The organism is Methylophilus rhizosphaerae (assembly GCF_900100975.1).
GTDB lineage: Bacteria > Pseudomonadota > Gammaproteobacteria > Burkholderiales > Methylophilaceae > Methylophilus > Methylophilus rhizosphaerae.
The window spans coordinates 144553-170386 of the sequence record NZ_FNFX01000001.1 but is presented as its reverse complement, the minus strand read 5'-3'; the positions used below and the strand labels follow the sequence as shown (position 1 = coordinate 170386).

Below are 25834 nucleotides of genomic sequence, written 5' to 3'. Positions count from 1 at the left end.
AGGGAACCCCATGCCAGATTCCATTGATGCCTTACGCGCCCGTGTGAACCAGTTTGTCGAGGAGCGTGACTGGGCGCAGTTCCATTCCCCCAAAAACCTGGCTATGGCCATGATCGTGGAAGCGGCTGAAGTGGTCGAGCATTTCCAGTGGATGACTGAGGCGGACAGCCGCCAGCTGGCGGCTGACACCAGGGAACAAGTAGGGCAGGAGCTGGCAGATACTTTTGTCTACCTGATGCGTATCGCCGAAGTGTGCGGGATAGACCTGATTGCGGCGACCAATGCCAAAATTGCCCTCAATGCACAGAAATACCCGGTAGAGAAATGCAAGGGAAGTAACGATAAATATACTAAATATCAATAAGTTAATTTTATTATTTAAAGTATTTTATAGGAAATGAATAATGGCGACGACAATCACTTCCCCAGTGACGGAATTACTGCAACAGCACACTATTGCTTTCCAGGTCATTGAAATTCCCTTAAGCGAAGACAGTAAGCCTATCCGCAACCTGGAAGAACTGTTAAGCGCGCAAGGCCTGGATCCGGCCTCGGTGGTGCGTAGCGTGGTGTTCAAGGGCGAAACCAGCGGCTTTTGCCTGCTGGCTGTCGCGGGTGGCGGCCGTGCTGACTGGGCCTTGTTGCGTGCGCATTTGAATGAGCGTAAATGCCGCATGGCCGACTATGACGAAGTACCTGAAGCAACCGGTTATGTGGTGGGCGCTGTGCCGCCGGTGGCTTTGCCTGCCAGTTTGCGTGTGCTGGTGGATAACAGCGTAGCCGGTTATGAAAACGTGGTGATTGGTAGCGGTGTGCTGGGGTATGCGCTGGCGCTGAAATCGGCCGATTTGCTCAAGTTATTGGCGGACAAGGCGCAGGGCAGCTTCGTCAAGGCCGACAGCTAATCCAGGCGGGCCTGGATTTTTCGTTATCTAATTGCCCAGAATGGTGGTCAGGGAAGTGTTTTTGGCGCTTTCCACCATCACGGCGGCTTTGCCAGGGTTCTGGCTGATGCTTTGTACCCAGTCCTGGCTAGCGCTTTCAAGGCCATCACTGCCCGCGTTGCCTGACAGGCCGAACAGGCTGTTGTTATCATCACTGCTGTCCCCGTTACTGCCGAATAATAACTGCGTATTGCTGAGCTGGATCTGGCGCATCTGTTGCAGCAAACCCTGTGCGGTATAGATTTCGGTGGTATTGCCACCTTCGCCCAGCGTCACTTCGGTGCTGGCAGATGCCGTTTCGTTATTATCATTTGAAACTGGCTTGGTTTCGTTGCTGGTATCAGTGCTGGCGGCGACTGTGCCGGTATCGGCGCCATAAGCCTTGTTCAGGATGGCTGCGATATTGGCCTGGATGGTGGAAAGTGACATATTGGCGTTCCTGGGAATAATGCAGATACCATACGCCTGATGTGGCCCGTGCTATCCTGACAATAAACTTTGGAAAATCGTTTATTTCTCGGCTCACCCCTGTTTGGCCGTGGTCAATTAATGCCACGGGATGGCTCGGCCAGCCCGGATTTATGGTAAGGTTTCAGCCTTGTTAGAATCCATGACTTTTCAGATTTATTCGAGATGACAACTGTCCGCTATTGCATCAATGGCAAACTGGTGAGTGGCATTGCACCTACCAATCGCGGCTTTGCCTATGGCGATGGCGTGTTCCGTACCATGCGCCTGCTGGATGGCGAATTGCAGGATTGGCCGCAGCACTACCAGACGCTGGTGGCCGATTGCAGCAAAATCCAGATTGTGTGTCCTTCTGCCGACTTGCTGATGCAGGATTTCAGGCTCCTGGTCTCATCCGCAGCAGCGGAAGAGGCCGCGTCCGGTATCATCAAAATCATCATTACCCGCGGGGAAGGTGCGCGTGGCTATGCGCCACCGGCCATTTGTGAGCCGACGCGGGTGCTGGTACAAAGCCCGCTTCCGGTTTACCCGGCCGCGATTTACCAACAAGGGGTAGCACTGTATACCTGCCAGACGCGCTTAGCCCAGCAGCCTTTGCTGGCGGGCATCAAGCACTTGAATCGCCTGGAAAATGTACTGGCCCGCGCAGAACTGAAAGATCCGCGCTTTTTCGATGGCTTGCTACGCGATTATGACGGGCATGTGATTGAAGCCGTGAGCGGCAACCTGCTGATACAGAAGGAAAATGTCATCATGACGCCGGCACTGGACCAGTGCGGTGTGGCGGGGGTGATGCGGCAGAAAATCATGGATTGGTACAGGACGCATGGCCAACCGGTGGCGGTGACGGCCATCTCACTGGAGCAGTTGCTGGCGGCAGATGCGGTCGTGATCGCCAACAGCGTGTATGGCGTGTTACAGGTCACGCAGATTGATGACCACGTCATGGCGACCGATCACTGGGCAAAAGAACTCAGGTCACATCTTCATTACATCATTCATTAGGAATTATGCGGTTTATCAAGCAATGTTTGAAATATGTAGCGGCGTTGCTGGGCATCTCCGGACTGGCGCTGGCACTCTGGCTGGTCATTTTCACCATCCGGCCCCTGCCGATGACTGCAGAAACCATAGGCATGCAGATTCCGGCTGGTGCCAGTGTGCGCAGTATTGCCGATCAGCTGGTCACGGCTGGCATATTGCGCGAGCCATACAGTTTCCTGGCGATTGTCAAATTAACCGGTAGCGGCAGCCGCCTGCAGGCCGGAGATTATGCCTTTAATGCGCCCTTGCAGGTGCTGGGCCTGATAGATCTGTTGCAGCATGGCACGTTTGACCAGTTCAAGCTGCAACTGACCGAAGGCAAGACGTTTGCCGATTTACGGCAGAAACTTGCAGAAATGCCGGGCATACGGCATGACACGCTGAATATGTCAGACATGGAGCTGATGCAACTGGTCAGCGGCGAACTGGCGCAACCGGAAGGCTGGTTTTTCCCGGACACTTACTTTATTGATACGCAAAGCAGCGATATTGACCTGTACAAGCGTGCCTACCAGAAAATGCAGCAATACCTGTCTGCCGCCTGGGAAGCCCGCCAGGCTGGCCTGCCTTACCAGACACCTTATGAAGCGCTGATTATGGCATCGATTGTGGAGAAAGAGACCGGTGTGGAGATCGAGCGTCCGCAGATCGCCGGCGTGTTTGTCAACCGTTTGCGCCTGGGCATGCGCCTGCAGACCGACCCCACCGTTATTTATGGCATGGGCAGCCGTTATCATGGCAATATCAGCCGCAGCGACCTGCTCACAGATACGCCGTACAATACCTATACGCGCAGCGGCTTGCCACCCACGCCGATTGCCTTGCCTGGACTGGCATCTATTCAGGCGGCCTTGCATCCGGCCAATACCCGGGCGCTGTATTTTGTGGCGAACGGGCAGGGCAGCCATGTGTTCACCAGCTCGCTGGAAGAACATAATAAAGCTGTGCGCACTTATCAATTGAAAAAGCACTAACCAACTGAAAAAAACACTGGAAAAACCGGGAATAAGAAGTCATGGCAGGGTTGTTTATCACACTGGAAGGCATGGATGGCGCAGGCAAGAGCACGCATATCCCGGCCATTTTGCAGTTGCTGGCGAAGACGGGCCGTGAAGTGGTCGTCACGCGCGAGCCAGGCGGTACGCCGCTGGGCGAAACATTGCGTGAATTGCTGCTGCATGAAGAGATGCATGTGGAAACAGAATCCCTGCTGATGTTTGCCGCGCGCGCCGAGCATTTGCACCAGGTCATCCTGCCGGCATTGCAACGCAATGCTATTGTGGTGTCTGACCGGTTTACCGATGCATCGTATGCCTACCAGTGCGGCGCCCGCGGTTTGCCACTGGACAAGATGCAGGCGCTGGAAACCTGGGTTCAAGGCAGTTTGCAGCCGGACCTGACCCTGCTGTTTGATGTACCGGTAGAGGTCAGCTTGGCACGGCTGGCAGGCGCCCGTACGCCGGATAAATTCGAAGCGCAGGGCGTGGAGTTTTTTGCCAGGTTGCGTACACAATACCTGGCACGTGCGGCGGAATACCCGCAGCGTTTTCGTGTCATAGATTCCCATCGCCCTTTGGATGAAGTGAAGAAATCAGTTGAGGAAATTATTCTATCTTTATGATTAATAATATATATCCTTGGCAAGAGGCTTTGTTCTCGCAGTGGATGCATGCCGGTACAGCGCGCCATCATGCCCTGCTACTCCACGGCAAGGCCGGCATAGGCAAACTGGCATTTGCACAGGCCATGGCGGCCAGCCTGCTGTGCCTGCAACCGCAAGCCAATGCTATGGCGTGCGGAGAGTGCGGGTCCTGCCACTGGTTATCCGAAGGGGCACACCCGGATTTCAGGGAAATCACGCCGGAAGATGACGACAATGCGGATGGCAGCAAGAAAAAAACACGCAAGCGGCAGCAGATACTGATCGACCAGATCCGGGCTTTAAATGATTACCTGGCTTTGACCAGCCATCGTGTCGATGGCATGCGCGTGGTACTGATCCACCCGCTGGAAGCGATGAATGTGGCGGCATCCAATGCCCTGCTGAAGCTGCTGGAAGAGCCACCGCAGCGCACGCAGTTCCTGCTGGTCTCGCACCAGCGGCAGGCCCTGTTGCCGACCATCCTCAGTCGCTGCATGCAGGTGGATATGCCGGTGCCCACACGTGAGCAGGGACTACAATGGCTGCAGGCGCAGTCGGTGACGCAGCCGGAATGGATTTGGCATTACAGTGGCGGTGCGCCGACCTCTGTGCAGCAGGAAGACCTGGACTGGTATGTGTGGTACCAGCAGTGGAGTCCGCACTTGTCACGCGGCAGTGCGATGGATATTGTGGCGGCCGGTCCGGTCCTGCTTAAGCAGGGCATGGAACATGCGATCCAGGTATTGCAGAAATGGTTGCTGGATATATGGCTGGCGCGTCATGCGCAGCCGTTGCGCTATCATCCATCCGAGGCGAACACATTGCAGATGCTGGCGGCAAAACTGGACGTCACCAGGCTGCTGGCATTTCAACAGCAGCTGAATCGTTTTAAAATGACTGCGCAGCATTCGCTGAACCAGGAACTGCAACTGGAACAACTGCTGTTGCAATACAAGAAATTATTCGGCTAGGCCCTAGCGGGTGTTGCCGGACTGTCAGGAGCCCATGCATGAGTGACGCACCACAAACAATCTCTGCCAAGCCTGGTGTGCTATCGCTGGCGATTCGCGAAAAAGCTGCCTTGTTTGCGGCCTATATGCCATTTGTGAAAAATGGTGGCCTGTTTATCCCGACCAGCAAACCGTTCAAGATGGGGGAAGAGGTGTTCATGCTGCTGACCTTGCTGGATGACCCGCACAAGCTCAAGATTGTGGGTAAAGTGATCTGGATCACGCCACAAACAGTCAATAACAAACCACAGGGCATAGGCATACAATTCAGTGACCGCGATGGTGGCGCAGAAGCAAAAAAGCGCATAGAGAACATTCTTGGTGCGGCGCTCAAATCCAGCCGGCCCACCCATACCATTTAGTATTTGATAGACAGGTTTTCATGTTTGTAGATTCACATTGCCATCTTAACTTTCCGGAACTGGCCACCAATATGGACCAGGTACGTGCCAGCATGCAGGCCAATGAGGTCGGGCATGCATTGTGCGTATCGGTGACGCTGGACAAGTTTCCGGAAGTGTTGGCCATTGCCGAGCAATACCCGAATATGTACGCCTCGGTTGGCGTGCATCCGGATTATGAAGACATCCAGGAGCCGACGGTGGCCGGGCTGGTGGCGCTGGCAGATCATCCGCGTGTGGTGGCCATCGGTGAAACCGGCCTGGATTATTTCAGGCTGACTGGTGATTTGAACTGGCAGCGCGAGCGTTTCCGCACCCATATCCGCGCGGCCCGGACAAGCGGCAAACCGCTGATTATCCATACCCGCAATGCTGCGCAGGATACGCTCCGTCTGATGCAGGAAGAGGGCGCGGCCGAGATTGGTGGCGTCATGCACTGCTTTACCGAGAGCTGGGAAGTAGCGCAGGCCGCGATAGAAATGGGGTTTTATATCTCGTTTTCCGGCATCGTGACTTTCAAGAATGCGCAGGCCCTTAAAGAAGTCGCACAGAAAGTCCCGCTGGAGGCCATGCTGATTGAAACGGACTCGCCTTACCTGGCACCTATTCCTTTCCGCGGTAAAACCAATCAGCCGGCGTATGTACGGCATGTGGCCGAAGAAATAGCACGTTTGCGCGAGATTCCGCTGTCGCAAGTGATGGAATCGACCACGCGTAACTTCTTCAGCCTGTTCAAGCACGCGCAGCCATGCAGCTGACGATTTTAGGGGCTGGTTCCAGCGCTGGTACGCCGGCGGTTGGTTGCCGCTGCGCGACTTGCCTGTCCACAGATGCCCGCAATAAACGCAGCCGCTGTTCCAGCATGGTGACGCTGGACGACGGGCAGGTGATCCTGATTGATACTTCCCCCGATTTGCGCCAGCAGGCCTTGCGCGAACACATGCAGCGCGTGGATGCCGTACTGTATACACATACGCATGCCGACCACCTGCATGGTATTGATGATTTACGTGCCTTCTGCCAGCTTAACCGTTGCCAGATTCCGCTCTACAGTTACCCGGAAGCGATTCAGCATATCCGCGAAAAATTTGGCTACACCCTGCGTGAGCCCTGCGATTTCTGGGATTTACCCGTGCTGGCAGCGCATGTGGTCGAGGCGCCATTCGAGGTCTGCGGCCAGACGGTGATTCCGGTGCCGGTCATGCATGGCAAGATACGCATTTATGCCTACCGTATCGGCAACCTGGTGTATATGACCGATGTATCGGAGATTCCCGAGACTTCTTTTGAGTTGCTGCAAGGGGTGGAGGTGCTGCTGATTGATTGCCTGCGCGAAACACCACATCCCACGCACGTCAGCCTGGCGCAGTCGCTGGCGCTGATTGAGCGTATAGCTGCCAAATGCAATGTGCTGATCCACATGACGCATGAGCTGGAGTACCATGCCTTGCAGGCCAGGCTGCCAGCGCATGTGGTGGCCGGCTACGATGGCCTGCAACTACAGGTTTGAGCCAATGCATGCCAGGGCAAACAGGCAGTCAACCGAACAGGCATATAAACAGTTATACTTTCGCCTACAGGCATTATTAAAACATTTGATTTAGGATCAGGAATGATGAAGCTTTACTCACAAATCTCGGCTGCTATTGTTGCATTGGTGATGTTGGCTGGCGCTGCTTCAGCGTTTGCCGGCAAGACGTATACGGAAGACGAGTTTATCAACAACTTCAGCGGCAAGCCCAAGAAGCTGGTTCTGGAAAAACTGGGCGAGCCTGCCAGGAAACAGCAGTCTGTCAAACCCAGCAATGCCGATAACATGGTTCCTGGTGGAGCCAGGCAGGAGCAGAACTCCAAGCCGGTACAGGTGGAAATGTGGTACTACAAAAACCTGGTGAAATATGATGACAAGCACACGTACAAGGAAACAGAAGTAACGTTTGTAAACGACAAGGTGATGAATATCGGTTATTTCAATAACCGTTAATGCCGGGAATATGACGAAAAAAGCTGTGTCGAGAGACACAGCTTTTTTTATTGGCTATACGCCAGTTGGTAGCGCCGGGCCGTTTAACCAGCTAATAAGTGCCGCCCAGCGCGACCATCAAGGCCACACTGGCATTCAGGCGCCTCCCCATGATGGAAAGCAGGTTACGTTCTGCACTCAGCAGGGCTGACTGCACAATCACCACGTTCTGGTATTCACTGATGCCGGCCCGGTAGCGATTCTCAGTCTGTTCCACCGCTTCCCTGGCAAATTTAACCGCGATTTCCTGTTCCGTGGCTTCTGCCGCCAGGATACGTAACAGTGCCAGGTTATCTTCCACTTCACGCACGCCATTAATCACCGTTTGCTTGTAGGTGGAAACCGCTGCGTCATAGCGCGCGATGGCCGCATCTGTCTGTGATTTGCGCAGCTGGTTATCAAAAATTGGTCCCGCCAGGGCTGGTCCTATGGACCATACCCGGCTAGGCAGGGAAAGCAGATCACTCACTGTGCTATTGCTGTAACCTAATCCGGCGCCCAGTGTCAGGGTAGGGAAAAGCGCTGCCCGCGCAATGCCGATTTGCGCATTGGCGACGGCAACACGGCGTTCTGCCGCTGCAATATCAGGCCTGCGCTCCAGCAGTGATGCTGGCAGGCTGGCGTTGGCAATGGGCAGCGTGATGCCGGTGGTTTTGGGATAAGCACTATCGGGGATGGAAAACTCTGCCGGTGTTTTGCCCAGCAGCACGGCAATGGCATGTTCCAGTTGTGCCCTTGAAGCGGTGATGTCAATGGCTTGCGCGCGCGTATTGCGTAACTGGGTTTCGGCCTGGGCAATTTCAGTACGTGATGCCAGGCCGACATTGTAGCGGTTGGTGGTCAGTGTCAGCGAACGTTCAAAATTCTGCGCCGTGTTATCCAGCAACAGTTTTTGTGAGTCCAGGATGCGTAACTGGAAATAGGTTTGTGCCAGTACAGACTGCACGGACAGCCTGGCATCATTCAGGTCGGCTGCAGTGGCTTCTGCATTGGCTTCGCCGGAGGCAATACTGTTGCGGATACGGCCCCAGAGGTCTATTTCCCAGCTGGCATTGAGCCCTAATGCATATTCGGTATCGGCACTGTCGCGGCCACTTTTTGCACGGGTGATGGAAGATTGACCATTCACCGCTGGCAGTAATGGGGCACGGCTGGCCCTAGCCAGCGCTACCCCCTGGCGATAATTGGCTTCAGCAATCTGGATGGTGAAGTTGGCCTGATTCACTTCCTCCAGCAGGGAGGTTAACAGCGGATCCTGGTAACGTTGCCACCAGCGCCCGGAAATCTCCGGCGTTCCTGGCGTGGCGGTTTTCCAGCCGGCAAATTGCTCGGCTTCCTTGAAGTGATCCGGCAGGGCCATGGATGGGCGGGTATAGGCCTCCCAGACGCTGCAACTGCTGAGCAGCAGGCTGGCGGTGATCAGGCTTAGCGGTTTAATCATGCTCATACGTGTGTGGTTTTGCGTGTAATGTCAAAGACAGGCGGCGCAGCCAGTGGTGGCTGCGCTGGCTGAGTTTATCCAGGTAAATATAAACCACCGGCGTGGTAAACAGGGTGAGTATCTGGCCGAGTAGCAGGCCGCCGACAATGGAAACACCCAACGGCTGCCGGATTTCTGCACCGTCACCTACGCCAAACAGCAGGGGAGTGGCACCCAGCACCGCGGCAAACGTGGTCATCAGGATAGGGCGGAAACGCTGCAAACAGGCTTCTACAATGGCCTGTTCCGGCACCAGGCCCTGGGTTTGTTCAATATAGCGCGCGGCATCAATCATCATGATGGCATTTTTCATGACAATACCGATCAGCAGAATGATGCCTATCATGGCGATGATGGAGAGTTCGCTACCAAACCAGATCAGCGCCAGCAAGGCGCCTATCCCGGCAGAAGGCAGGGTGGACAGGATGGTCAGCGGATGGATCAGGCTTTCATACAGCATGCCCAGCACGATATAAATGGTAATCAGTGCGGTCAGGATCAGCCAGGGCTGACTATTCATGGAATCCTGGAATGCCTTGGCTTTGCCGGCAAAGGTGCCGTGGATGGTGGCGGGTGGATCCAGCGTGGCAAAAGCAGTTTCGATGGCCTGGCTGGCCGCTTCCAGCGATACGCCTTGCGCCAGGTTAAATGAAACGGTTGCGGCGGCAAATTGCCCCTGGTGGTTGACGGAAAGCGGCGTATTTTGCAATTCCCAATGGGAAAAACTGGCCAGCGGGATACGTTGGCTATTGCTGCCGGTGACATACACTTGTGCCAGTGATTCCGGGCCTTCGGCAAAACGCGCAGCTACACTCAACACCACATAATACTGGTTGAGTGGTTCATAAATGGTCGACACCGTGCGTTGGCCGAACGCGTCATTAAGCGCAGTATCAATCTGGCGCTGGGTGATGCCAAAACGGGTCGCCGCGGCGCGGTCTACAATCAGGTTGACCTGCAGCCCCTTGTCCTGCGCATCGGTGCTGACATCGGTGAGCTGCGGTAACCGGGACATCGCCTCGCGCAGTTTGGGCGAGAAACTGCGCAAGTCCTCGACACTGGTAGACAGCATGGTGTACTGGAATTCGGCCGAGCTGGCCCGCAGTCCCATATTAAATTCCTGCTGGGGGCGCAGGCGCAGGGATGCGCCGGCCACTTTATCCAGTTTGGGCCGCAGTCTATCCACAATTTCCTGCGCCGAGGCCTGGCGTTCAGCGCGTGGTTTCAGGCGGGCATTCATCATCCCTGTATTCGACTGGCCACCACCGAAGCCGCCGGTATATTCATAATAGGTTTCAATGTCGGGATCCCGGGCAATAATCCGCATGAACTGGTCCACTTTGGTGCGCATGGCCCAGAAAGACATATTCTGGTCGCCCTCAAAATTGCCTTGCAGGCGGCCGGTATCCTGTAGCGGGAAAAAACCTTTGGGGACGATGGAATATAAATAAACATTACAGCCAATCGCCGCCAGGAACAGCAACAACACGACAAAGCGATGGCGCAGGGCAATGTGCAGCACAGTGCGGTAATGCTGTTGCGGCCAGGCAAAGCCGCGTGCCAGCCAGGCGGTCAGGCCTGCCGGTGGCTGGTAAGCCTTGAGCAGGCGGGAAGATAGCATGGGCGTCAGCGTCAGCGTGATGAACAATGAAATCATCACGGCACTGGCCAGCGTGATGGAAAACTCGCTGAACATGCGGCCGACCACACCATCCATGAACAGCAGCGGAATAAATACCGCCACCAGCGACACGCTCATGGCAATCACCGTAAACGAGACTTCGCGCATGGCTTGCAATGCCGCGGCTAGCGGCGCCAGGCCTTCTTCAATATGGCGGGTGGTGTTTTCCACAATCACAATGGCATCATCCACCACAAAACCGGTGGAAATGATCAGGGCCATCAGGGTCAGGTTGTTCAGGCTGAATCCGCACAGGTAAATGACCGCCAGGGTGCCCAGGAGCGATACCGGGATGGCAATGCTGGGAATCAGGGCAGCACGACCGCTGCGCAGGAAAATATAAGTGACCAGGATGACCAGGCCTATGGAAATGAGCAGAGTGTGTTGTACCTCTTGCAGCGATTTCCTGACAATGGTGCTCCTGTCGATCAGCACCTCCATCTCGATGCCGGGCGGCAATAGCGGCTTCAGTTGGGGTAATAAGGCCTTGATGCCATCGACGGTGGCCACGATATTCGCGCCGGGAATATTGTTGACCGAAATGACCACGCCGGGCTTGCCATTGACGGTCCCCATGCTGCGCAGCTCCTGGACAGAGTCCTTGACTTCCGCAAGATCGTGCAGACGGACAGGTGCGCCATTGCGCCAGGCGACTATCAGGTCTTTAAAGTCCACCGCGCGCGTGCCGGTGTCGTTGACATCGATCTGCCAGCGTTTCTGCGGGCTTTCAATAAAGCCTTTGGGCAGGTGCGCGTTGGTGTTGGCGATCACGCTGCGGATTTGCTCCATGGTCACATTGTACTGGTTGGCAATGGTCGGGTTGACTTCTACCCTGACCGAGCGCAGTGAACTGCCATTGACATTGACCTGGCCGACGCCATCCACCTGCGCGATGCGCTGGCCCAGCAGGGTGAATGCCACGTCATACAACTCCAGCTGGCTGTAGCGGCTGGAGGTCAACGCAATATGCATGATCATGGTCGGCCCGGTTTTGCGCCAGGTCGGGTTGCTCTGCATGCCGGACGGCAATAAGGGAATGGCGGCATTGATGGCTGCCTGTACATCGCGGGCAGCACTGTCTGCATTGCGGTTCAGGTCGAATTGCAGGCTGATGCGTGTTTGTCCCTTGCTGCTGTTGGAGGTCATTTCATTGACGCCGGCAATGGTGCCCAGCGAGCGTTCCAGCGGCGCGGCCACCGACGAGGCCATGGTTTCGGCACTGGCCCCCGGCAAGCGGGCGTTGACATCAATGCTGGGCATTTCCACTTGCGGCAGGGAAGCAATCGGCAGGCCGAAATATGCACCTATACCCATCAGTGCAATCGCCAGCGCCAGCAGTGAAGTTGCTACCGGACGGCTGATGAAAACGGTATACCAGGCCATCAGTGCAGGGCCTCCGGGCTGGCGGGCGCGGGTTGCCAGCGGCGTGCCAGCTTGTCAAAGGCCAGGTAAATTACAGGCGTGGTAAACAGTGTCAGTAACTGGCTGACCAGTAAACCGCCTATCATAGCAATGCCCAGCGGCGCACGCAATTCCGAGCCGGGCCCATCGCCGGTGACCAGCGGGATGGCACTCAGCAGTGCAGCCAGCGTGGTCATCAGGATAGGGCGGAAACGCAACAGGCAGGCCTGGTAAATGGCTTCCTGTGCTGGCATGCCGCGCGTTCTTTCCGCTTCCAGCGCAAAGTCGATCATCATGATGGCATTTTTCTGCACAATACCTATCAGCAGGATTACGCCGATAATGGCAATCACACTGAGCGGATGCTGGGTCAGCATCAGGCCCAGCAAGGCGCCTATGCCGGCAGAGGGCAGGGTGGACAGGATGGTCAGCGGGTGGATATAGCTTTCATACAGGATACCCAGCACGATATACATGGTGAGCACGGCTGCAATCATTAAAAACAGCTCGTTACTGAGGGCCGATTCAAATGCGGAAGCCGCGCCCTGGAAGCGTGTGATCACGGTAGGTGGCACATCCAGTGTCTGCTGGATACGGTCGATGGCGCTGACGGCATCGCCCAGCGCATAGCCAGGCGCCAGGTTGAAACCGATTTCTACAGAAGGCAACTGGTCCTCGCGGTGTACCACCAGTGAGGCGGGTTTTTCCGTGATGGTGGCAATGGTGGCCAGCGGTACCTGCTTGCCATTGCTGCTGCTGACATACACCTGTTGCAGGGCGGCAAGGCCGGGTGTTTGCGACAATTGTGCTTCCAGGATGACGCGATACTGGTTGGCCTGGGTGAATATGGTGGAAATCATGCGCTGGCCAAATGCACTGTATAAGGCATTATCGACATCGGCCATGGTAATGCCCAGGCGGCCGGCATTGTCGCGGTCGACTTCAATGGCCGCACGCAAGCCGTCATCATGCTGGTTGCTGACCACATCAGTGAGTTGTGGCAAGTCACGCATTTTTTCCAGGAACACCGGTAACAGTTCATCCAGCGCGGCGAGGTCGGTACCGGTCAGTAAATACTGGTATTGCGTGCTGCTGATGCGGTCTGACAAGGTCAGGTCCTGTACCGGTTGCATATACAGCCGGATGTCTGCACTGCCTGCCAGCGTGCGTTGCAGGCGTGCAATGACGGCTTCAGCCGTGATGGCACGCTGCGGGTAAGGCTTCAGGTTCACCAGCAGGCGGCCGCTATTATGCGTGGTGTTGACGCCGTCGACACCCGCGATGGATGACACGCTGGCGACATCTGGGTCGCGCAGTATCTTATGCACCACTTTCTGCTGTGCCGCACTCACTTGCTGGAAAGAGGCTGCGCCGGAAGCTTCGGTCATCACCTGTATCAGGCCGGTATCCTGCACCGGAAACAGGCTTTTGGGAATCACCACGGTGAGGAATACCGTCAGTGCCAGTGATCCGGCGGCAATCAGTAACACCAGTGGCTGGTGTTTTAATGCCACGGCCAGCCCCTGGCTATATAGTTGCACAACACGATCCATCAGGCTGGTTTTTTTGGCATTTGGTGGCGGCTCGGTATGCGGTTTCAGCAACCTGGCGCACAACATGGGTGTCAGGGTCAGTGAGATGAAGGCCGAAATCAGGATGGCCACCGCCAGGGTCACGGCAAATTCACGAAACAGTCTGCCGATCACATCGCCCATAAATAGCAGCGGGATCAGGACCGCAATCAGCGAAAAGGTCAGCGAGATAATGGTGAAGCCAATCTGGCGCGCGCCTTTCAGTGCCGCATTCATGGGTGTTTCGCCTTCCTCGATATGGCGGGCGATATTTTCGATCATAACAATGGCATCATCCACCACAAAGCCGGTGGCAATGGTCAGGGCCATCAAGGTCAGGTTGTTGATGCTGAAGCCGGCGGCATACATGATGCTGAAAGTGCCCACCAGCGAGAGCGGCACCGTCAGGCTGGGGATAATGGTACCGGCTGCCGTGCGCAGGAACAGGAAAATCACCATCACCACCAGCGCGATGGCCAGCATCATTTCAAACTGTACATCTTCCAGGGCGCTGCGTATGGTGTGGGTGCGGTTGGTCAATTCGGTCACAGTCACGTCTGCCGGTAGCCCTGCGGTCAGGGAAGGCAGGCGGTTATGGATCTGCTCGACGACTTCGATCACATTGGCGCCAGGCTGGCGCTTGATATTGACCAGGATGGCCGGGCTACGGTTGGCCCACGCCGCCAGGTATTTGTCTTCCTGTGCTTCCCTGACTTCGGCAATGTCGCGCAGGCGTACCGGGTGATCGGCAACATTGGCAATAATCAGGTCGCGGTACTCTTCAGGCGAGCTGAGCTGGCTGTTGGCTTCCAGTTCATAAGCCAGCAAGGGGCCGTCGATATTGCCTTTTGCCTGGTTGGAGTTGGCATTGTCGATCACGGTGCGGAGATCATCAAAACCCAGGCCGTAGGCCGCCAGCGCTGCCGGGTTGACCTGGATGCGGATAGCCGGTTTCTGGCCACCATCGACACTGACCTGGCCGACGCCATTGACCTGGGCTATCTTCTGCGCCATATGCGTATCCACCAGGTCCCTCAGTTTGGGCAAGGCCAGCGTCGATGAAGTCACTGCGAGGGTCAGGACTGGCGCATCTGCCGGGTTGACCTTATTGTAGATGGGCGGCGAGGGCAGGTCGGCCGGCAGGAAACTGCTGGCGGCATTAATGGCGGCCTGTACCGATTGCACCGCCACATCCAGGCTGTTTTTCAGCGTGAATTGCAGCGTAATCACGGACACGCCGCCGGAACTGGCCGAAGACATATGCGCCAGCCCTGACATGGAACCAAACTGACGCTCCAGCGGGGAAGAGACATTCATGGCCATGACTTCGGCGCTGGCCCCCGGATACAGCGTCACTACCTGGATCGTGGGGTAATCGACTTGCGGTAAAGCAGCTTTTGGTAACAGTGTATATGCCAGGATACCAGCCAGGAAAATTGCAATCATCAGTAGCGAAGTCGCTACCGGACGCATAATGAAAATGCGCGAAGGATTCATGACAACGAATGTAGCCTCAATTATTCAGCCGCAGCACGGCGATGCTGGCGGCCTGACGGCTGGTTTGCCGATGTATGCGCTGTTGTTTCTTTCTCTGCGCCAGCATCTGCCCCTGAACCTCGTGATGGGTCCTTGACGGTGACTTTGGCATGGTCTTTCAATTTGTCCGTACCACCGCTGACCACTCGCGCCCCGGCATTCAGCCCTTGCGAGATGGCAGCGCGCTCGCCATCACTATAAGCGACCGTAACTGGCTGCAAGGTCACTTCGTCTCCCTTGTCACTGCTGTTAATCAGGTAGACAAAGGCACCCTGGGCGCCATGTTGCACGGCATTCACCGGGATCACACTGGCATCCCGCAGGGTGTCGCTGTGTAACCTGACATTGACAAACTGGTTGGGGAACAACTGGTTATCCTGGTTGGAAAATTCAGCCTTGAGCCTGATAGTGCCGGAGGTCGTATCAATCTGGTTATCAATACTGGCCAGCACGCCTGTGGATAGTAATCTGGTATTCGATTTATCCCAGGCTTCCACCGTGAGTTTGCGTGCGTTGCCGTCATTCTGTGAGTGCTTGATCAGGCTGGCGATTTTGTCTTCCGGCAAGGTGAATACCACGTGGATAGGATGCACGGCATTGATGATGGCAATCGGGTTGGCGCTTGTGATGTTATTGCCGGAATCCACCTGGCGCAAGCCGATACGACCACTAATGGGCGCTGTCACATTGGTGAAGGCCAGTTGCAGTTTGGCACTTTCCAGTGATGCGTGGTCCGCCTGCACAGTACCCTGGTATTGCTGTACCAGTGAGGCCTGGGAGTCCACTTGCTGCGAAGCGATGGAATCCTGGGATTGCAAGGTTTTAAATCGTTCCAGGTCAATCTGGCTGTTTTTCAGCAAGGCCTGGTTACGCGCTGCCTGCCCCTGGATCTGGCCCAGTGCCGTTTCAAACGGGCGCGGGTCAATTTTGGCCAGTAACTGCCCCTGTTTCACCAGTTGGCCCTCCTGGAACAGCACCTGTATCAGCTGCCCGTCAATACGGCTGGTCACGGTGACCACTGCCGAAGGTGTCGCAGTGCCCAGTGCCGTGTAGATCACCGGAATGTCCGCTTTGGTGACTTGAGCGGCCAATACCGGTACGGCCTTGTCACCATGAGGGCCGCCCGCACCGGCATGACCATATTTTCTGCCTGTGCCCGACTGTTCCGGAATTGCCTCTGTTTGAGCTTCAGTATCGCCTGGATGTATCTTTCCCCAGAGCCATATTCCGCTAACGATTACGAACACAGCAATTGAGATATTAATGAGTAGTTTTTTAAAAGGCATCAAATTACACAGTCAGTTAATCATCTAATGCTAAGGTTTATTTTAGCGGCATCTATTATGTTGCCAGACAGGCAAAAAATCTTCACTATTTGATGAAATAGTCTTGGTATTCCCCGTCTGTCACTGGCTGCATGCGGTTAGCAGAAAGCATGCCATTTCTGGGGCACCGGCCAAAGCATTCTTGAGGGAACTTCCTTTATACTCCGTCATGCTATGTTTTATCTGAGCTTCATTCAAAGCTTTAAGTTGTATCTGTTCAGATACAAACTTCGAGATTTGCTGTAATAAAGAATATGTACTGCACGCTAAGCAACACTAAATGCTGCCTGCTATGCAGCGATAGCAACATTAAAATTCTAATTGATTGATTTCTAATAAACAAATAAATGGCATTTAATTTGCTATTGATGTATTGCATATATCACTTAGGAAATTGAAATGCCAAAAATTATTGGAATATCAGGAAATATCACGACCCCATCCAGAACGCTTTCATTAGTAAATGCTGTTGTCACAAGAGCGAGCCAAAAGTTTCATAGCCCTGGCGATGTGATTGATATTGCTCAGATCGCTGAAGATTTGGGGCCTACAGTATCATTTAATAATTTTCCCGCCAGTTTGACGCAAGTATATGAGAAACTGCATCAATCCGATTTGATTGTAATCGGCACCCCCATCTATAAAGCCTCTTATACCGGCTTGCTTAAACACTTTTTTGACTTAATCGACCCCAAGAAACTGACGGGAAAAGTGGCTATATTGGTGGCTACAGGTGGCAGCGATCATCATGCACTAGTGTTGGAATCCCACCTGCGGAGCCTGGCGAGCTTTTTTGGCATTTATACTATTCCTACTACTATCTACGCCAAAGATATTGAGTTCAAGGATTATCAATTGGAAAGTCCGTTAATCGAGCAACGGATTGATCAGGCGTTAGAGCAGGCAAGTGTATTAATCAAACAGCATTTAGCTGAGGCGTTGGTCGCATAATCAATATGCATAAAAAGGGCCATCGGCCCCTTTTATGCAATGAGGTTTAGTTCTTTAAGCCTGGCACGCAAGATATTTCTGCTAATGCCTAATAGTTTAGCTGTATGCACCTGGTTATTCTTGCTATGTTCATAAGCTTTTCTGACAGTAGACCCATTAATCAGCTCATACAGGTTATCAGGGGCTTGTTCGAATAGTTCTTCAAGTACATTTTCCAATTTGTAGAGCGTACTCTGTTGTTCAAAGCTGATTTTATTGGCAACGATAGAAACATGCCGGTCATCTTCACTGGGTGCATGCTGGGTATTAAGGCTGAGCTTGGGTAAATTCAAGTCCTTTGGCGACAATGTATCTGACGTACTGACCAACACTGCACGATGAATGACATTTTCCAGTTCGCGGATGTTGCCGGGCCATGCATACTCCATTAATAATGAAGTAGTCTCTGGCGACAGCGTGTGTTTTGAGGTATTTAACTTGCTGCGGTAAACATTTAGAAAGTGTTCAACCAGAGGCAGAATATCTCCACGCCGTTCTCTTAAAGGCAGTAAATCAACAGGCACGACTTTGATGCGATAGTATAAATCCTCTCTAAATCTGCCAGCTTTGACTGCTTCTTCCAGATTGACGTTGGTCGCTGCAATCAGCCTCACATCAATGGGAACCGGTTTTCTGGAACCGACGCGCACTACTTCCCGTTCCTGTAATACTCTAAGCAGTTTCACCTGCGTGGACTGCGGTAAATCACCGATCTCATCTAAAAACAACGTGCCACCATTCGCTGTTTCAAACCAGCCGATTTTTGAAGTATTGGCTCCGGTAAAAGCGCCTTTTTCATACCCAAATAACTCACTTTCAACCAGCGTTTCCGAGAATGCCCCGCAGTTGATTGCCTGAAAAGGCCCATTTCGCCTGTTGCTTAACGAGTGGATGTGTCTCGCAATTAACTCTTTACCCGTCCCAGTTTCACCAATAATTAATGCTGTCGCATCGCTGGTGGCAATTCTTTCGATTAAAGAAAGCAGGTTTTGCGATTTCGGGTCGCTGAAGACCAGTGCGCTTGCACGAACAGACAAGCTGACAGCGGACGGGTTTGGGTGAGTAATCACATGATCAACACGTTCTGTGTATGAATCACGGATATCCCAGCGTTGTGCGCTCATTTTTGACTCCCTCACTTAACAGGCGAGTCAATATATTATATTTATCATTAATAAGTCAAAGTTCTATAAATTATATTTATATTCCATATTGTTATAAATATGATAGCGATGGTTGCCAGTTAGATATTCAACATTTCACTGACTCAATTTAAACACCTGCTGCATCCGCAACATGATTTCAACCCTTAATGATGAAACGAAAAATAGTTAAACATATGATTTTAAAGGGTAATTTTAAATTTAATAAAGTGGCACATTCTTTGCCACCATCAGGGATGAAATTCCGAATGAAAAAAGAAAGGGTTGGGAAATGACAGTCGTAACAGTGAATACAGAGCTGGATCTGGATCGTTACATTGAAGAAACCGTTGCCGAGGCCAAACTGGCATTCGAGGTGTTCCGGGAAACTGGCACCATTACTGCCAATGGTACGGTTGGCTTTGTGCACAGGGTGCCTAGCCAGGAGAAGTTGATTATCGTGAACGACCCGGGCCCATTTAATAAAAATAAACCGATTGAAGCATTAGTCGCTGATTTTGATGGCGTTGTCTATGCAGGCAAGGGCAACGGTGCAGCAGTTAATCGCTATTTGAAGTTATTCCAGGCGCATCCTGACGTCACCACCATTTCGCATGTCCACTCCGTTTACCTGGGGGCATGGGCACAAACACATCGCACGTTACCTATCCGTTATGTGCCTGTCCAGCGCTTTCAATTGATTAAGGAATTGCCTATCTATATTGACCGCCGCCAGCAGGAAGTTGATTTCATCCTGGATCAGATTGCCATCAATCCTCACAATACTGCCATCCTCGAAGCCAATGGTGGCTCCACGGTCTGGGGTAAACAAGGTGTACGTAAATTAGCCGAGTTTATTTTATTGCTTGAAGAAGGTGCCAAATTACAGACACTTGCAGAAGCGCTGGGTGGTTCAAGAGAGTACGGTCCCGGGGTGCTGAAACAGCAATGGAAAATGGCCAAACTATACGACCAGGCGAAAGAAGAAGGGCTGCTGCGTCCTTCCGACCTGTAACAGCAAGGGAAAAATTGTGACTACCACCCAACAAAATATTGATCAAATCTGGTTCACGCGCTGCCCGGTACCGACTGCAACCGGGCTGGCTTATAAATTAGGCTGGCTGACCGATGAATTTGCGCGTGACAATATCAGGATAGCGACCTTGCAAGAGGCGCCAAAAGAATTATCAAAACACCATTACGATCATGAGTTAAACAGCCTGATCCGTGAAGGCGGCAATTTGCTGGCCCTGGCAGCCAGGGCCCAGGGTGCACCAACCAGATTGATCGGGTTGACCTGGATTGATGAGTGGCAGGCCATTCTGGTCAGGCCGGACAGCGGCATCAGCAAGCCTGAGCATTTGAAAGGTTTGCGTCTTGCCTTGCCGGCATTTATTGATCACCCCATCCCCAGCCATGTGCGCGGCAGCAGTATTGCACGTGGCATGAGTCTGCACGGTTACAAGGGAGCACTTAAGATTGCCGGATTGACGCTGGATGATGTCACCCTGGTTGAAGTGGCTTCCGGCCGCGGTAACCGTAACGGGCTGGGTGAGTTATGGGCTGGCCTGGATGCCCTGATCGCCGGGCATGTGGATGCCGTCTACGTGAAAGGTGCCTCCGCCGTGGATGCCGCAAAACGGGTAGGTGCTGTTGTCGGCATTGACCTGGATAGCTTTCCGGATTTATCTACACGCGTGAACAACGGTACACCCAGGCCGATTACTGTCCATGAGGACCTATTGGAAAATCATTTTGACCTGGTCGTCAGGTTTTTATACCAGACCCTGCGGGCAGCGGACTGGGCCAAAAATAACCTTAAAGGCGTGCGCGACATTCTTGAATCGGAGACGCGTTCCGGTGAAGAGGGCGTGGCCACGGCCTATGGTGAGGAATTCCATTTGCACCTGGCCCCGGATTTATCCAGAGAGCGTATCGAATTGTTCAGGCAGCAAAAGCAGTTCATGTTAGTACATGGGCTCCTGGACAAGGATTTTGACCTGGATGCATGGGTGGATGACAGGCCGTTGCGTGAAGCAGGGCAGTTATTGCATCAATATGCAGCTGTCGCTTGACCCTTTGGGTGTCTGGAATCGTTGCAAATAAGTCATCACGGGATGAACGTGATGGCTTGCAGTTTATAGGAGTAAGCATGATTAAGTTTTTACAATATGGTTTTTCAATATCGGTACTGGCGTTCTTCTTTGGCACAACCGATGCTTATAGTATGGAAAACGAACCGAAAGTCGTCCGTATTGCAACCGTTGCATATAACGTCAACGGTAAAACCCGCTACTTGGGCAGTACGGAATTAGTCACAGAAACCGGTTTGGATGCCGAGCTGGCAAAGCGGGGGGTAAAAGTCGAGTGGGTGCCTGCAGCCACCGCCATGGTCGGGCCGATTATCAACGAAGCGTTTGCCAATAAAACCATCGATTTTGCCGCCTATGGTGATCTGCCACCGATTATCCTCAATGGCTCCAAACCACGGGTGCAGCTCGTAGCGCCCTGGGGACGCAGTGGCAATTCGTATCTTGTTGTCCCGGCAAATTCCACTGCAAAAAATATTGCAGACCTCAAGGGGAAACGCATTGCCTTGCACCGGGGACGGCCATGGGAAATCGCGTTTGCCAACCTGGTGCAAAAAAACGGCTTCAAACTCACTGATTTTAAAATTGTGAATGTGAATCCACAAGTCGGCGCAGCTGCACTGGCCAGTGGTTCCGTGGATGCTTTTTATTCCCTGAGTGACGCTTATAACCTGGTGGATAAAAAGGTGGGCAAGATCATCTGGTCGACTAAAAACGCTCCGCCGGACTGGAAACTGATGGGAGGCTTGTGGGCACGCAATGATTTTGTGCAGCAATACCCGGAATTAACCCAGGCAATTGTCACTTCGTTTATCAAGGCCAACCACTGGGCTGCGCAAGAAGCACATAAGGAAACTTACTTGAAAGAATATGCAAGCGTGGTGCAGCCCGAGAGTGTGGCCAGGCGTGATTATGAAGAGGATAGTGTCAGCTGGCGTGACCGTTGGTCCCCCCTGTACGACCAGGCCCTGATTGATCACTATAAACGGGCTGCAGCCTATGCACGTGAGTCAGGGCTGATCCGCAATGAGATCAACATCAACCAGCTCTTGAATGCGAGCTTTGTCGACAAAGCTTTAAAAGAGTTGAAACTGGAAACCTTCTGGGCGCCATCCCAGATTGCATCAAAACAATAATATTCTTGCTTCCGGGCAATTTCACTATTAACAGATGGATACCTTCCATCTGTTTTTTTATGTCTGTTGCTATAACAGCACCAGCGATCACTCAAATGATTGATATACAACATTCTTAACTGTCCATATTTAACAAGATATTCATAGTTATCTGTTTTTAAAGGGAAATTTAATTATCTCAAACTTGGCATAGGGCTTGCCTATATAGAACTATTGTTTTGTACAGGAAGAGTCATGGGTCGTACCAAAGCCGCTTTAAATTACCTGGATCAGGAAAGTATCAGCGATCTTGATCATGCTACAGCACCCGTTGCGCAATTAAATGGCGTAAGCCATCTGGCCTTGGCTAGTACAACCACAGTGCTTGATGTGGGTGGTGTTTCCAAGACTTTTCAGTTAAATGGCAAGCCCTTGAATGTACTTTCCGACTTTTCCCTGCAAGTTGTGAAGGGGGAGTTCATTTCTATCGTTGGCAGCAGCGGTTGCGGTAAATCTACATTATTGAGATTGATTGCCGGGCTGGATACGGTGTATGACGGCAGCATTGCCTGGTTGAGCTCAACAGTGGTGGGGCCTTCGCTTGATCGCGGCCTGATATTTCAGGAGCACCGCCTGTTCCCCTGGTTGACTGTCAGGGAAAACGTCGCGCTGGCGCTGGAATCTTCCGGTTTAACGCCGGATGAAGTGAAAACGAGGGTGACCCACCAGATTGAGCTGGTTGGGTTGAGCGGCTTTGCAAATGCATACCCTCATCAGATTTCGGGTGGCATGTCACAACGCGTGGCGATTGCAAGGGCGCTGGTGCTTAAACCCAGGTTGTTATTGCTGGATGAACCGTTCGGGGCATTGGATGCGTTGACCAGGCTCAAAATGCAGCAGGAGTTGCAACGCTTGTGGGAAACCGAAGGCACGACCTCCATTCTGGTCACACATGATGTCGAGGAAGCTGTGTTCCTGGGGGACCGCGTGGTGGTCATGGAGGCGAATCCAGGGCGTATCAAGCGTGTGGTGGAGGTAGATTTGCCTAGGCCGCGGCACCGCACTTCAGCCGAGTTTCAACGTATTAAGGATGATGTCCTAAGTGACTTCATCGAGATTAGTTAGAGTCATTAGGAGTTTGTATGTCAACAACGGCACTAAAAACGCCAGCGCAGCATTCCACGATCTGGGATTCCCTGACGGATAAAAGCAAGGCCAGGAAGTTGGTTGCCACCAGCGAGGATTTTGACAAATTATCTGAGCGTGTGGTTAGCAAATTGCATCATGTAGAGCAGATTATCCCACGCAACAAATTGCTGGTACTTATCGCTGTGGTGGTGCTGGCGCATATCCTGGGGCTCACAGGTTTTATCAATGCCTTGAAGCAGCCTGGCATCGTCAAGCCCAAAAAAACCGAAGTCATTGTCGAGTTTGTGAAACCCGAAATTGAACCACCCCCGGTGATTGAACCACCCAAACCATTACCTCCACCGCCGCCCAAGGTGCAGCATGCCGAGCCGCCGCCTAAAGTGGCACCCAAGCCAGCGGCGCTGAAAACGGCACCGGCCGAGCAAAATATTGCGCCAAATGACATGGTAGTGCAGGAAAACACTACCGCCGCCAAAACCACCGGGCCTGTAGTTGCCGATCCGGCACCAGAGCCCGCCCCACCTGCGCCACCGGTGGTGAAAGAAGAGCCATTGGTAGAGGCCAAAGGCGGTGTTGGCCATTTAAACAATCCACCACCGGAATATCCTGAGTTTGCAGCAGATCAAGGCAGTGAAGGCACGGTTATTCTGAGAGTAAAGGTCCTGCCGAACGGCAAACCTGCAGAAGTTAAGGTTAAGAAATCCAGTGGTTTCAGTTTGCTGGATGATGCTGCGGTTGCTGCAGCAAAAAAATGGGCATTTACACCGGCAAAGCGTGGAAATACACCCGTTGAAGGTTGGGCAGTATTCCCGGTTGAGTTCAGGCTGCAGTAATTTTTTAATTTGAAGAGAAGGAAATAACATGTTTAGTTTGGAAACCTATCAAAGTGCATCCCCTGTGGTGCTTGGTGTATTGATTACTTTACTGGTGGCATCTGGTGTCACCTGGACAATTATCCTGGCCAAGTCTTTCCAGGTCTGGCTGATCAGAAAGCAGAACGTCAAATTCAGGGCAGCCTTCTGGGGCGCCAAGAGCCTGCAGGAAGCTGCGACGTTGGAAGGGCATAATGGCCCTGCTTACCGCGTTGCCCAGATCGGCTTTGAAACGCTGAAAGACCTGGATGCCGAATCCGCGGATGACTTGCGTCATAGCGGTGACCGCCAGGAAGTGCTGGAGCGGGCCTTACGCCAGCAAATCCAGAAAGAAAAAGTCTTGCGCGAAGCTGGCCTGGTCGTTTTGGCCAGTATCGGTAGTACCGCGCCGTTTGTCGGCTTGCTGGGCACGGTATGGGGCATCATGCATGCGCTGACTGACATCAGTAAACTGGGCACCGCCAGCCTGGAAGCTGTTGCTGGCCCGATTGGTGAAGCACTGGTCGCCACTGCCATTGGTATTGCCGTAGCGGTCCCTGCCGTGCTGGCTTACAACTTCTTCCTGCGTCGCTTAAAGACAAGTAGTAATAACCTGGATGATTTTGCCGAAGACCTGATTAAAGTTTCCCGCCGCGTGACATTCAGAAAAGCAACCGATGCGACCAGGCCGGGCGAGTTCGTTGCCTCTGGGACGTCTGCAGTGGTGCGTAACCTCAAAGGAGCAACTGCATAATGGCTATTTCAACAAGTGCTGAAGATGATGTACTGAGTGAAATCAATGTCACGCCCCTGGTTGATGTCATGCTGGTACTGCTGGTGGCTTTTATTGTCACCGCGCCATTGATGAACAATGCGATCCAGGTCAACCTGCCCAAGACTGCAGCCACCAAGGCACCTGAGCCGAAAAAACCGGTCACGGTGTCAGTGGATGCGGCGGGCAAGCTGTTTATTGACCGTGAGGAATATCCCCTGGAAAAGATAGAGCCTGCGCTCAAGCAATTGCATGACCATAACCCGGATGTAACTTTGCACCTGAGTTCTGATGAAGCTGTCAATTATGGCAAGGTGGCCAAAGTGATGGCGGCGATAGAACGGGCCGGCATTACGCGGGTGGCGGTGCTGACGCAGGGTGAGTAGCAAGTATAAGGGCAATAATTCATGACACGTGATTGGAAACGATTCCTTCCTTTCCTGATATCACCGCTGCTGTTACTGGTGGTCTGGTGGTGGGCAACTGCAGCCGGCTGGTATTCTGACGATGTGCTGGTCTCGCCGGCTGCGGTGCTGGCGACATTGCAGGAACTGGTAGCTAGTGGCGAGCTGGCGTTGCACCTCAAAACCAGCTTCTTGCGGCTATTGATCGGCTTTGGCACAGGCGCCGTGACTGGCGTGCTGTTTGGTATCTGGATGGCCATTTCACCGCGGGTGGAAGCGTTTGTACTGCCCACGTTCCAGGGGTTGCGTCAGGTACCTACCATCGCCTTGATTCCTATCCTGATTCTGTTACTGGGCGTAGATGAGAGTTTCAAGGTCATTATCGTGGTCAAGGCAGCTTTCCTGACCGTGGCTTTGGCGGCCTATGATGCGACCAAGGGGGTATCCCGCAACTATTTTGAAGTCGCGCGTATTTATCACCTGCCCAAAACGACGCTGTATCGCAAGCTGATTATTCCGGCCATTACGCCACCGGTCTTCACCGGGCTCAGGATCGCCTTTTCACGCTCCTGGACTATCCTGGTCGCGGCGGAATTGCTGGCCGCCGATAGCGGCATCGGCCAAATGATGCAATTAGGGCGCGAAATGTTCCGCCTGGATATAGTCATGGTTGGTGTCGTCATCACCGGCCTGGTTGGTTTTAGCATAGACAAAATCTTTAAGTGGGCCGAGATCCGCCTGATTCCCTGGCAGCCCGCGGTAAAAGCATAGTCATCCATTCACAGCAAATAAGTA

The 25834-nt window shown here is 53.2% G+C and carries 25 protein-coding genes; 19 read left to right on the top strand and 6 right to left on the bottom strand.

The features are described 5' to 3' along the window. Positions 1 to 10 precede the first annotated feature (10 nt). Together BLP53_RS00765 and BLP53_RS00760 are read left to right on the top strand one after the other, a co-directional pair. Positions 11 to 364, top strand: a complete 354-nt coding sequence (locus tag BLP53_RS00765; protein ID WP_091468323.1) for a nucleotide pyrophosphohydrolase — start codon at positions 11 to 13, stop codon at positions 362 to 364. A gap of 40 nt (positions 365 to 404) precedes the next feature. Then, on the top strand, positions 405 to 905 hold the full coding sequence (locus tag BLP53_RS00760) for an aminoacyl-tRNA deacylase (RefSeq protein WP_091468320.1): 501 nt from the start codon (positions 405 to 407) through the stop codon (positions 903 to 905). Positions 906 to 932: 27 nt separating this feature from the next. On the opposite strand, the gene BLP53_RS00755 is transcribed toward BLP53_RS00760, so the two are convergent. Next, positions 933 to 1373, bottom strand: a complete 441-nt coding sequence (locus BLP53_RS00755; RefSeq protein WP_091468317.1) for a hypothetical protein — start codon at positions 1371 to 1373, stop codon at positions 933 to 935. Positions 1374 to 1577: 204 nt separating this feature from the next. Here BLP53_RS00755 and pabC point away from each other — a divergent pair, with 204 nt between their 5' ends. From pabC to BLP53_RS00715, 8 genes are all read left to right on the top strand, one after another. After that, on the top strand, positions 1578 to 2417 hold the full coding sequence (pabC, locus tag BLP53_RS00750; RefSeq protein WP_091468314.1) for an aminodeoxychorismate lyase: 840 nt from the start codon (positions 1578 to 1580) through the stop codon (positions 2415 to 2417). 5 nt (positions 2418 to 2422) lie between these two features. Then, positions 2423 to 3430, top strand: a complete 1008-nt coding sequence (gene mltG / locus BLP53_RS00745) for an endolytic transglycosylase MltG (RefSeq protein ID WP_091468311.1) — start codon at positions 2423 to 2425, stop codon at positions 3428 to 3430. Between the two features lie 41 nt (positions 3431 to 3471). Further along, positions 3472 to 4077, top strand: coding sequence for a dTMP kinase (gene tmk / locus BLP53_RS00740; protein WP_091468307.1), 606 nt, complete (start codon positions 3472 to 3474; stop codon positions 4075 to 4077). Then, positions 4074 to 5069, top strand: coding sequence for a DNA polymerase III subunit delta' (gene holB, locus BLP53_RS00735; protein WP_091468304.1), 996 nt, complete (start codon positions 4074 to 4076; stop codon positions 5067 to 5069). Before tmk ends, holB begins: the two co-directional genes overlap by 4 nt. A 38-nt stretch (positions 5070 to 5107) precedes the next feature. Further along, positions 5108 to 5470: a PilZ domain-containing protein gene (locus tag BLP53_RS00730; protein WP_091468300.1), complete on the top strand. Its 363-nt coding sequence runs from the start codon at positions 5108 to 5110 to the stop codon at positions 5468 to 5470. Between the two features lie 20 nt (positions 5471 to 5490). Then, positions 5491 to 6267 carry a TatD family hydrolase gene (locus tag BLP53_RS00725; RefSeq protein ID WP_091468297.1) on the top strand — a complete coding sequence of 259 codons (777 nt, stop codon included), beginning with the start codon at positions 5491 to 5493 and terminating at the stop codon, positions 6265 to 6267. Further along, positions 6258 to 7019 carry an MBL fold metallo-hydrolase gene (locus tag BLP53_RS00720; RefSeq protein WP_091468294.1) on the top strand — a complete coding sequence of 254 codons (762 nt, stop codon included), beginning with the start codon at positions 6258 to 6260 and terminating at the stop codon, positions 7017 to 7019. The genes BLP53_RS00725 and BLP53_RS00720 overlap by 10 nt, the downstream gene beginning before the upstream one ends. A 105-nt stretch (positions 7020 to 7124) precedes the next feature. Continuing rightward, on the top strand, positions 7125 to 7493 hold the full coding sequence (locus tag BLP53_RS00715; RefSeq protein WP_176755197.1) for a hypothetical protein: 369 nt from the start codon (positions 7125 to 7127) through the stop codon (positions 7491 to 7493). Between the two features lie 91 nt (positions 7494 to 7584). Here the strand turns inward: BLP53_RS00715 and BLP53_RS00710 are convergent, their stop codons facing one another. From BLP53_RS00710 to BLP53_RS00695, 4 genes are read right to left on the bottom strand one after another with little or no spacing between them, the layout of a single operon-like run. Next, positions 7585 to 8973, bottom strand: coding sequence for an efflux transporter outer membrane subunit (locus BLP53_RS00710; protein ID WP_176755175.1), 1389 nt, complete (start codon positions 8971 to 8973; stop codon positions 7585 to 7587). Next, entirely contained in the window at positions 8966 to 12076 is a 3111-nt protein-coding gene (locus BLP53_RS00705) for an efflux RND transporter permease subunit (RefSeq protein WP_091468287.1), read from the bottom strand. Before BLP53_RS00705 ends, BLP53_RS00710 begins: the two co-directional genes overlap by 8 nt. Then, entirely contained in the window at positions 12076 to 15162 is a 3087-nt protein-coding gene (locus BLP53_RS00700) for an efflux RND transporter permease subunit (protein WP_091468283.1), read from the bottom strand. The genes BLP53_RS00705 and BLP53_RS00700 overlap by 1 nt, the downstream gene beginning before the upstream one ends. A gap of 20 nt (positions 15163 to 15182) precedes the next feature. Then, positions 15183 to 16487 (bottom strand): MdtA/MuxA family multidrug efflux RND transporter periplasmic adaptor subunit, encoded by a 1305-nt coding sequence (locus BLP53_RS00695; RefSeq protein ID WP_091468279.1) that lies wholly within the window; start codon positions 16485 to 16487, stop codon positions 15183 to 15185. Between the two features lie 438 nt (positions 16488 to 16925). On the opposite strand from BLP53_RS00695, the gene BLP53_RS00690 reads away from it, so the two are divergent. After that, complete coding sequence (locus BLP53_RS00690; protein ID WP_091468275.1) at positions 16926 to 17477, top strand: NADPH-dependent FMN reductase; 552 nt, start codon at positions 16926 to 16928, stop codon at positions 17475 to 17477. Positions 17478 to 17509: 32 nt separating this feature from the next. Here BLP53_RS00690 and BLP53_RS00685 read toward each other — a convergent pair whose 3' ends face one another. Continuing rightward, on the bottom strand, positions 17510 to 18640 hold the full coding sequence (locus BLP53_RS00685) for a sigma-54 interaction domain-containing protein (RefSeq protein ID WP_091468272.1): 1131 nt from the start codon (positions 18638 to 18640) through the stop codon (positions 17510 to 17512). Positions 18641 to 18950: 310 nt separating this feature from the next. Between BLP53_RS00685 and BLP53_RS00680 the strand changes: the two genes are divergently transcribed. The 8 genes from BLP53_RS00680 to BLP53_RS00645 all read left to right on the top strand — a co-directional run bounded on the left by BLP53_RS00680 (position 18951) and on the right by BLP53_RS00645 (position 25810). Next, positions 18951 to 19673 (top strand): class II aldolase/adducin family protein, encoded by a 723-nt coding sequence (locus BLP53_RS00680; protein WP_091468268.1) that lies wholly within the window; start codon positions 18951 to 18953, stop codon positions 19671 to 19673. Positions 19674 to 19689: 16 nt separating this feature from the next. Next, positions 19690 to 20733 carry an ABC transporter substrate-binding protein gene (locus BLP53_RS00675; RefSeq protein ID WP_425412884.1) on the top strand — a complete coding sequence of 348 codons (1044 nt, stop codon included), beginning with the start codon at positions 19690 to 19692 and terminating at the stop codon, positions 20731 to 20733. A gap of 77 nt (positions 20734 to 20810) precedes the next feature. Next, positions 20811 to 21884, top strand: coding sequence for an ABC transporter substrate-binding protein (locus BLP53_RS00670; protein ID WP_091468261.1), 1074 nt, complete (start codon positions 20811 to 20813; stop codon positions 21882 to 21884). A gap of 234 nt (positions 21885 to 22118) precedes the next feature. Next, positions 22119 to 22988: an ABC transporter ATP-binding protein gene (locus tag BLP53_RS00665; protein ID WP_091468258.1), complete on the top strand. Its 870-nt coding sequence runs from the start codon at positions 22119 to 22121 to the stop codon at positions 22986 to 22988. A 17-nt stretch (positions 22989 to 23005) separates the two neighbouring features. After that, positions 23006 to 23845 (top strand): energy transducer TonB, encoded by an 840-nt coding sequence (locus tag BLP53_RS00660; protein WP_091468254.1) that lies wholly within the window; start codon positions 23006 to 23008, stop codon positions 23843 to 23845. A gap of 28 nt (positions 23846 to 23873) precedes the next feature. Next, positions 23874 to 24617: a MotA/TolQ/ExbB proton channel family protein gene (locus BLP53_RS00655; protein WP_091468253.1), complete on the top strand. Its 744-nt coding sequence runs from the start codon at positions 23874 to 23876 to the stop codon at positions 24615 to 24617. Beyond that, positions 24617 to 25021: an ExbD/TolR family protein gene (locus BLP53_RS00650; RefSeq protein WP_091468250.1), complete on the top strand. Its 405-nt coding sequence runs from the start codon at positions 24617 to 24619 to the stop codon at positions 25019 to 25021. The genes BLP53_RS00655 and BLP53_RS00650 overlap by 1 nt, the downstream gene beginning before the upstream one ends. A 21-nt stretch (positions 25022 to 25042) precedes the next feature. After that, positions 25043 to 25810 (top strand): ABC transporter permease, encoded by a 768-nt coding sequence (locus BLP53_RS00645; protein WP_091468246.1) that lies wholly within the window; start codon positions 25043 to 25045, stop codon positions 25808 to 25810. Positions 25811 to 25834: the final 24 nt, after the last annotated feature.

Coding starts and splice junctions, on each gene's coding strand:
- BLP53_RS00760 (WP_091468320.1), top strand. CDS start 405: ATGGCGACGACAATCACTTCCCCAGTGACGGAATTACTGCAACAGCAC.
- BLP53_RS00650 (WP_091468250.1), top strand. CDS start 24,617: ATGGCTATTTCAACAAGTGCTGAAGATGATGTACTGAGTGAAATCAAT.
- BLP53_RS00685 (WP_091468272.1), bottom strand. CDS start 18,640: ATGAGCGCACAACGCTGGGATATCCGTGATTCATACACAGAACGTGTT.
- BLP53_RS00660 (WP_091468254.1), top strand. CDS start 23,006: ATGTCAACAACGGCACTAAAAACGCCAGCGCAGCATTCCACGATCTGG.
- BLP53_RS00645 (WP_091468246.1), top strand. CDS start 25,043: ATGACACGTGATTGGAAACGATTCCTTCCTTTCCTGATATCACCGCTG.
- BLP53_RS00755 (WP_091468317.1), bottom strand. CDS start 1,373: ATGTCACTTTCCACCATCCAGGCCAATATCGCAGCCATCCTGAACAAG.
- BLP53_RS00695 (WP_091468279.1), bottom strand. CDS start 16,487: ATGCCTTTTAAAAAACTACTCATTAATATCTCAATTGCTGTGTTCGTA.
- BLP53_RS00715 (WP_176755197.1), top strand. CDS start 7,125: ATGAAGCTTTACTCACAAATCTCGGCTGCTATTGTTGCATTGGTGATG.
- BLP53_RS00720 (WP_091468294.1), top strand. CDS start 6,258: ATGCAGCTGACGATTTTAGGGGCTGGTTCCAGCGCTGGTACGCCGGCG.
- BLP53_RS00670 (WP_091468261.1), top strand. CDS start 20,811: ATGATTAAGTTTTTACAATATGGTTTTTCAATATCGGTACTGGCGTTC.
- BLP53_RS00730 (WP_091468300.1), top strand. CDS start 5,108: ATGAGTGACGCACCACAAACAATCTCTGCCAAGCCTGGTGTGCTATCG.
- BLP53_RS00700 (WP_091468283.1), bottom strand. CDS start 15,162: ATGAATCCTTCGCGCATTTTCATTATGCGTCCGGTAGCGACTTCGCTA.
- BLP53_RS00680 (WP_091468268.1), top strand. CDS start 18,951: ATGACAGTCGTAACAGTGAATACAGAGCTGGATCTGGATCGTTACATT.
- BLP53_RS00705 (WP_091468287.1), bottom strand. CDS start 12,076: ATGGCCTGGTATACCGTTTTCATCAGCCGTCCGGTAGCAACTTCACTG.
- BLP53_RS00710 (WP_176755175.1), bottom strand. CDS start 8,973: ATGATTAAACCGCTAAGCCTGATCACCGCCAGCCTGCTGCTCAGCAGT.
- BLP53_RS00655 (WP_091468253.1), top strand. CDS start 23,874: ATGTTTAGTTTGGAAACCTATCAAAGTGCATCCCCTGTGGTGCTTGGT.
- tmk (WP_091468307.1), top strand. CDS start 3,472: ATGGCAGGGTTGTTTATCACACTGGAAGGCATGGATGGCGCAGGCAAG.
- BLP53_RS00765 (WP_091468323.1), top strand. CDS start 11: ATGCCAGATTCCATTGATGCCTTACGCGCCCGTGTGAACCAGTTTGTC.
- holB (WP_091468304.1), top strand. CDS start 4,074: ATGATTAATAATATATATCCTTGGCAAGAGGCTTTGTTCTCGCAGTGG.
- BLP53_RS00665 (WP_091468258.1), top strand. CDS start 22,119: ATGGGTCGTACCAAAGCCGCTTTAAATTACCTGGATCAGGAAAGTATC.
- BLP53_RS00725 (WP_091468297.1), top strand. CDS start 5,491: ATGTTTGTAGATTCACATTGCCATCTTAACTTTCCGGAACTGGCCACC.
- BLP53_RS00690 (WP_091468275.1), top strand. CDS start 16,926: ATGCCAAAAATTATTGGAATATCAGGAAATATCACGACCCCATCCAGA.
- pabC (WP_091468314.1), top strand. CDS start 1,578: ATGACAACTGTCCGCTATTGCATCAATGGCAAACTGGTGAGTGGCATT.
- mltG (WP_091468311.1), top strand. CDS start 2,423: ATGCGGTTTATCAAGCAATGTTTGAAATATGTAGCGGCGTTGCTGGGC.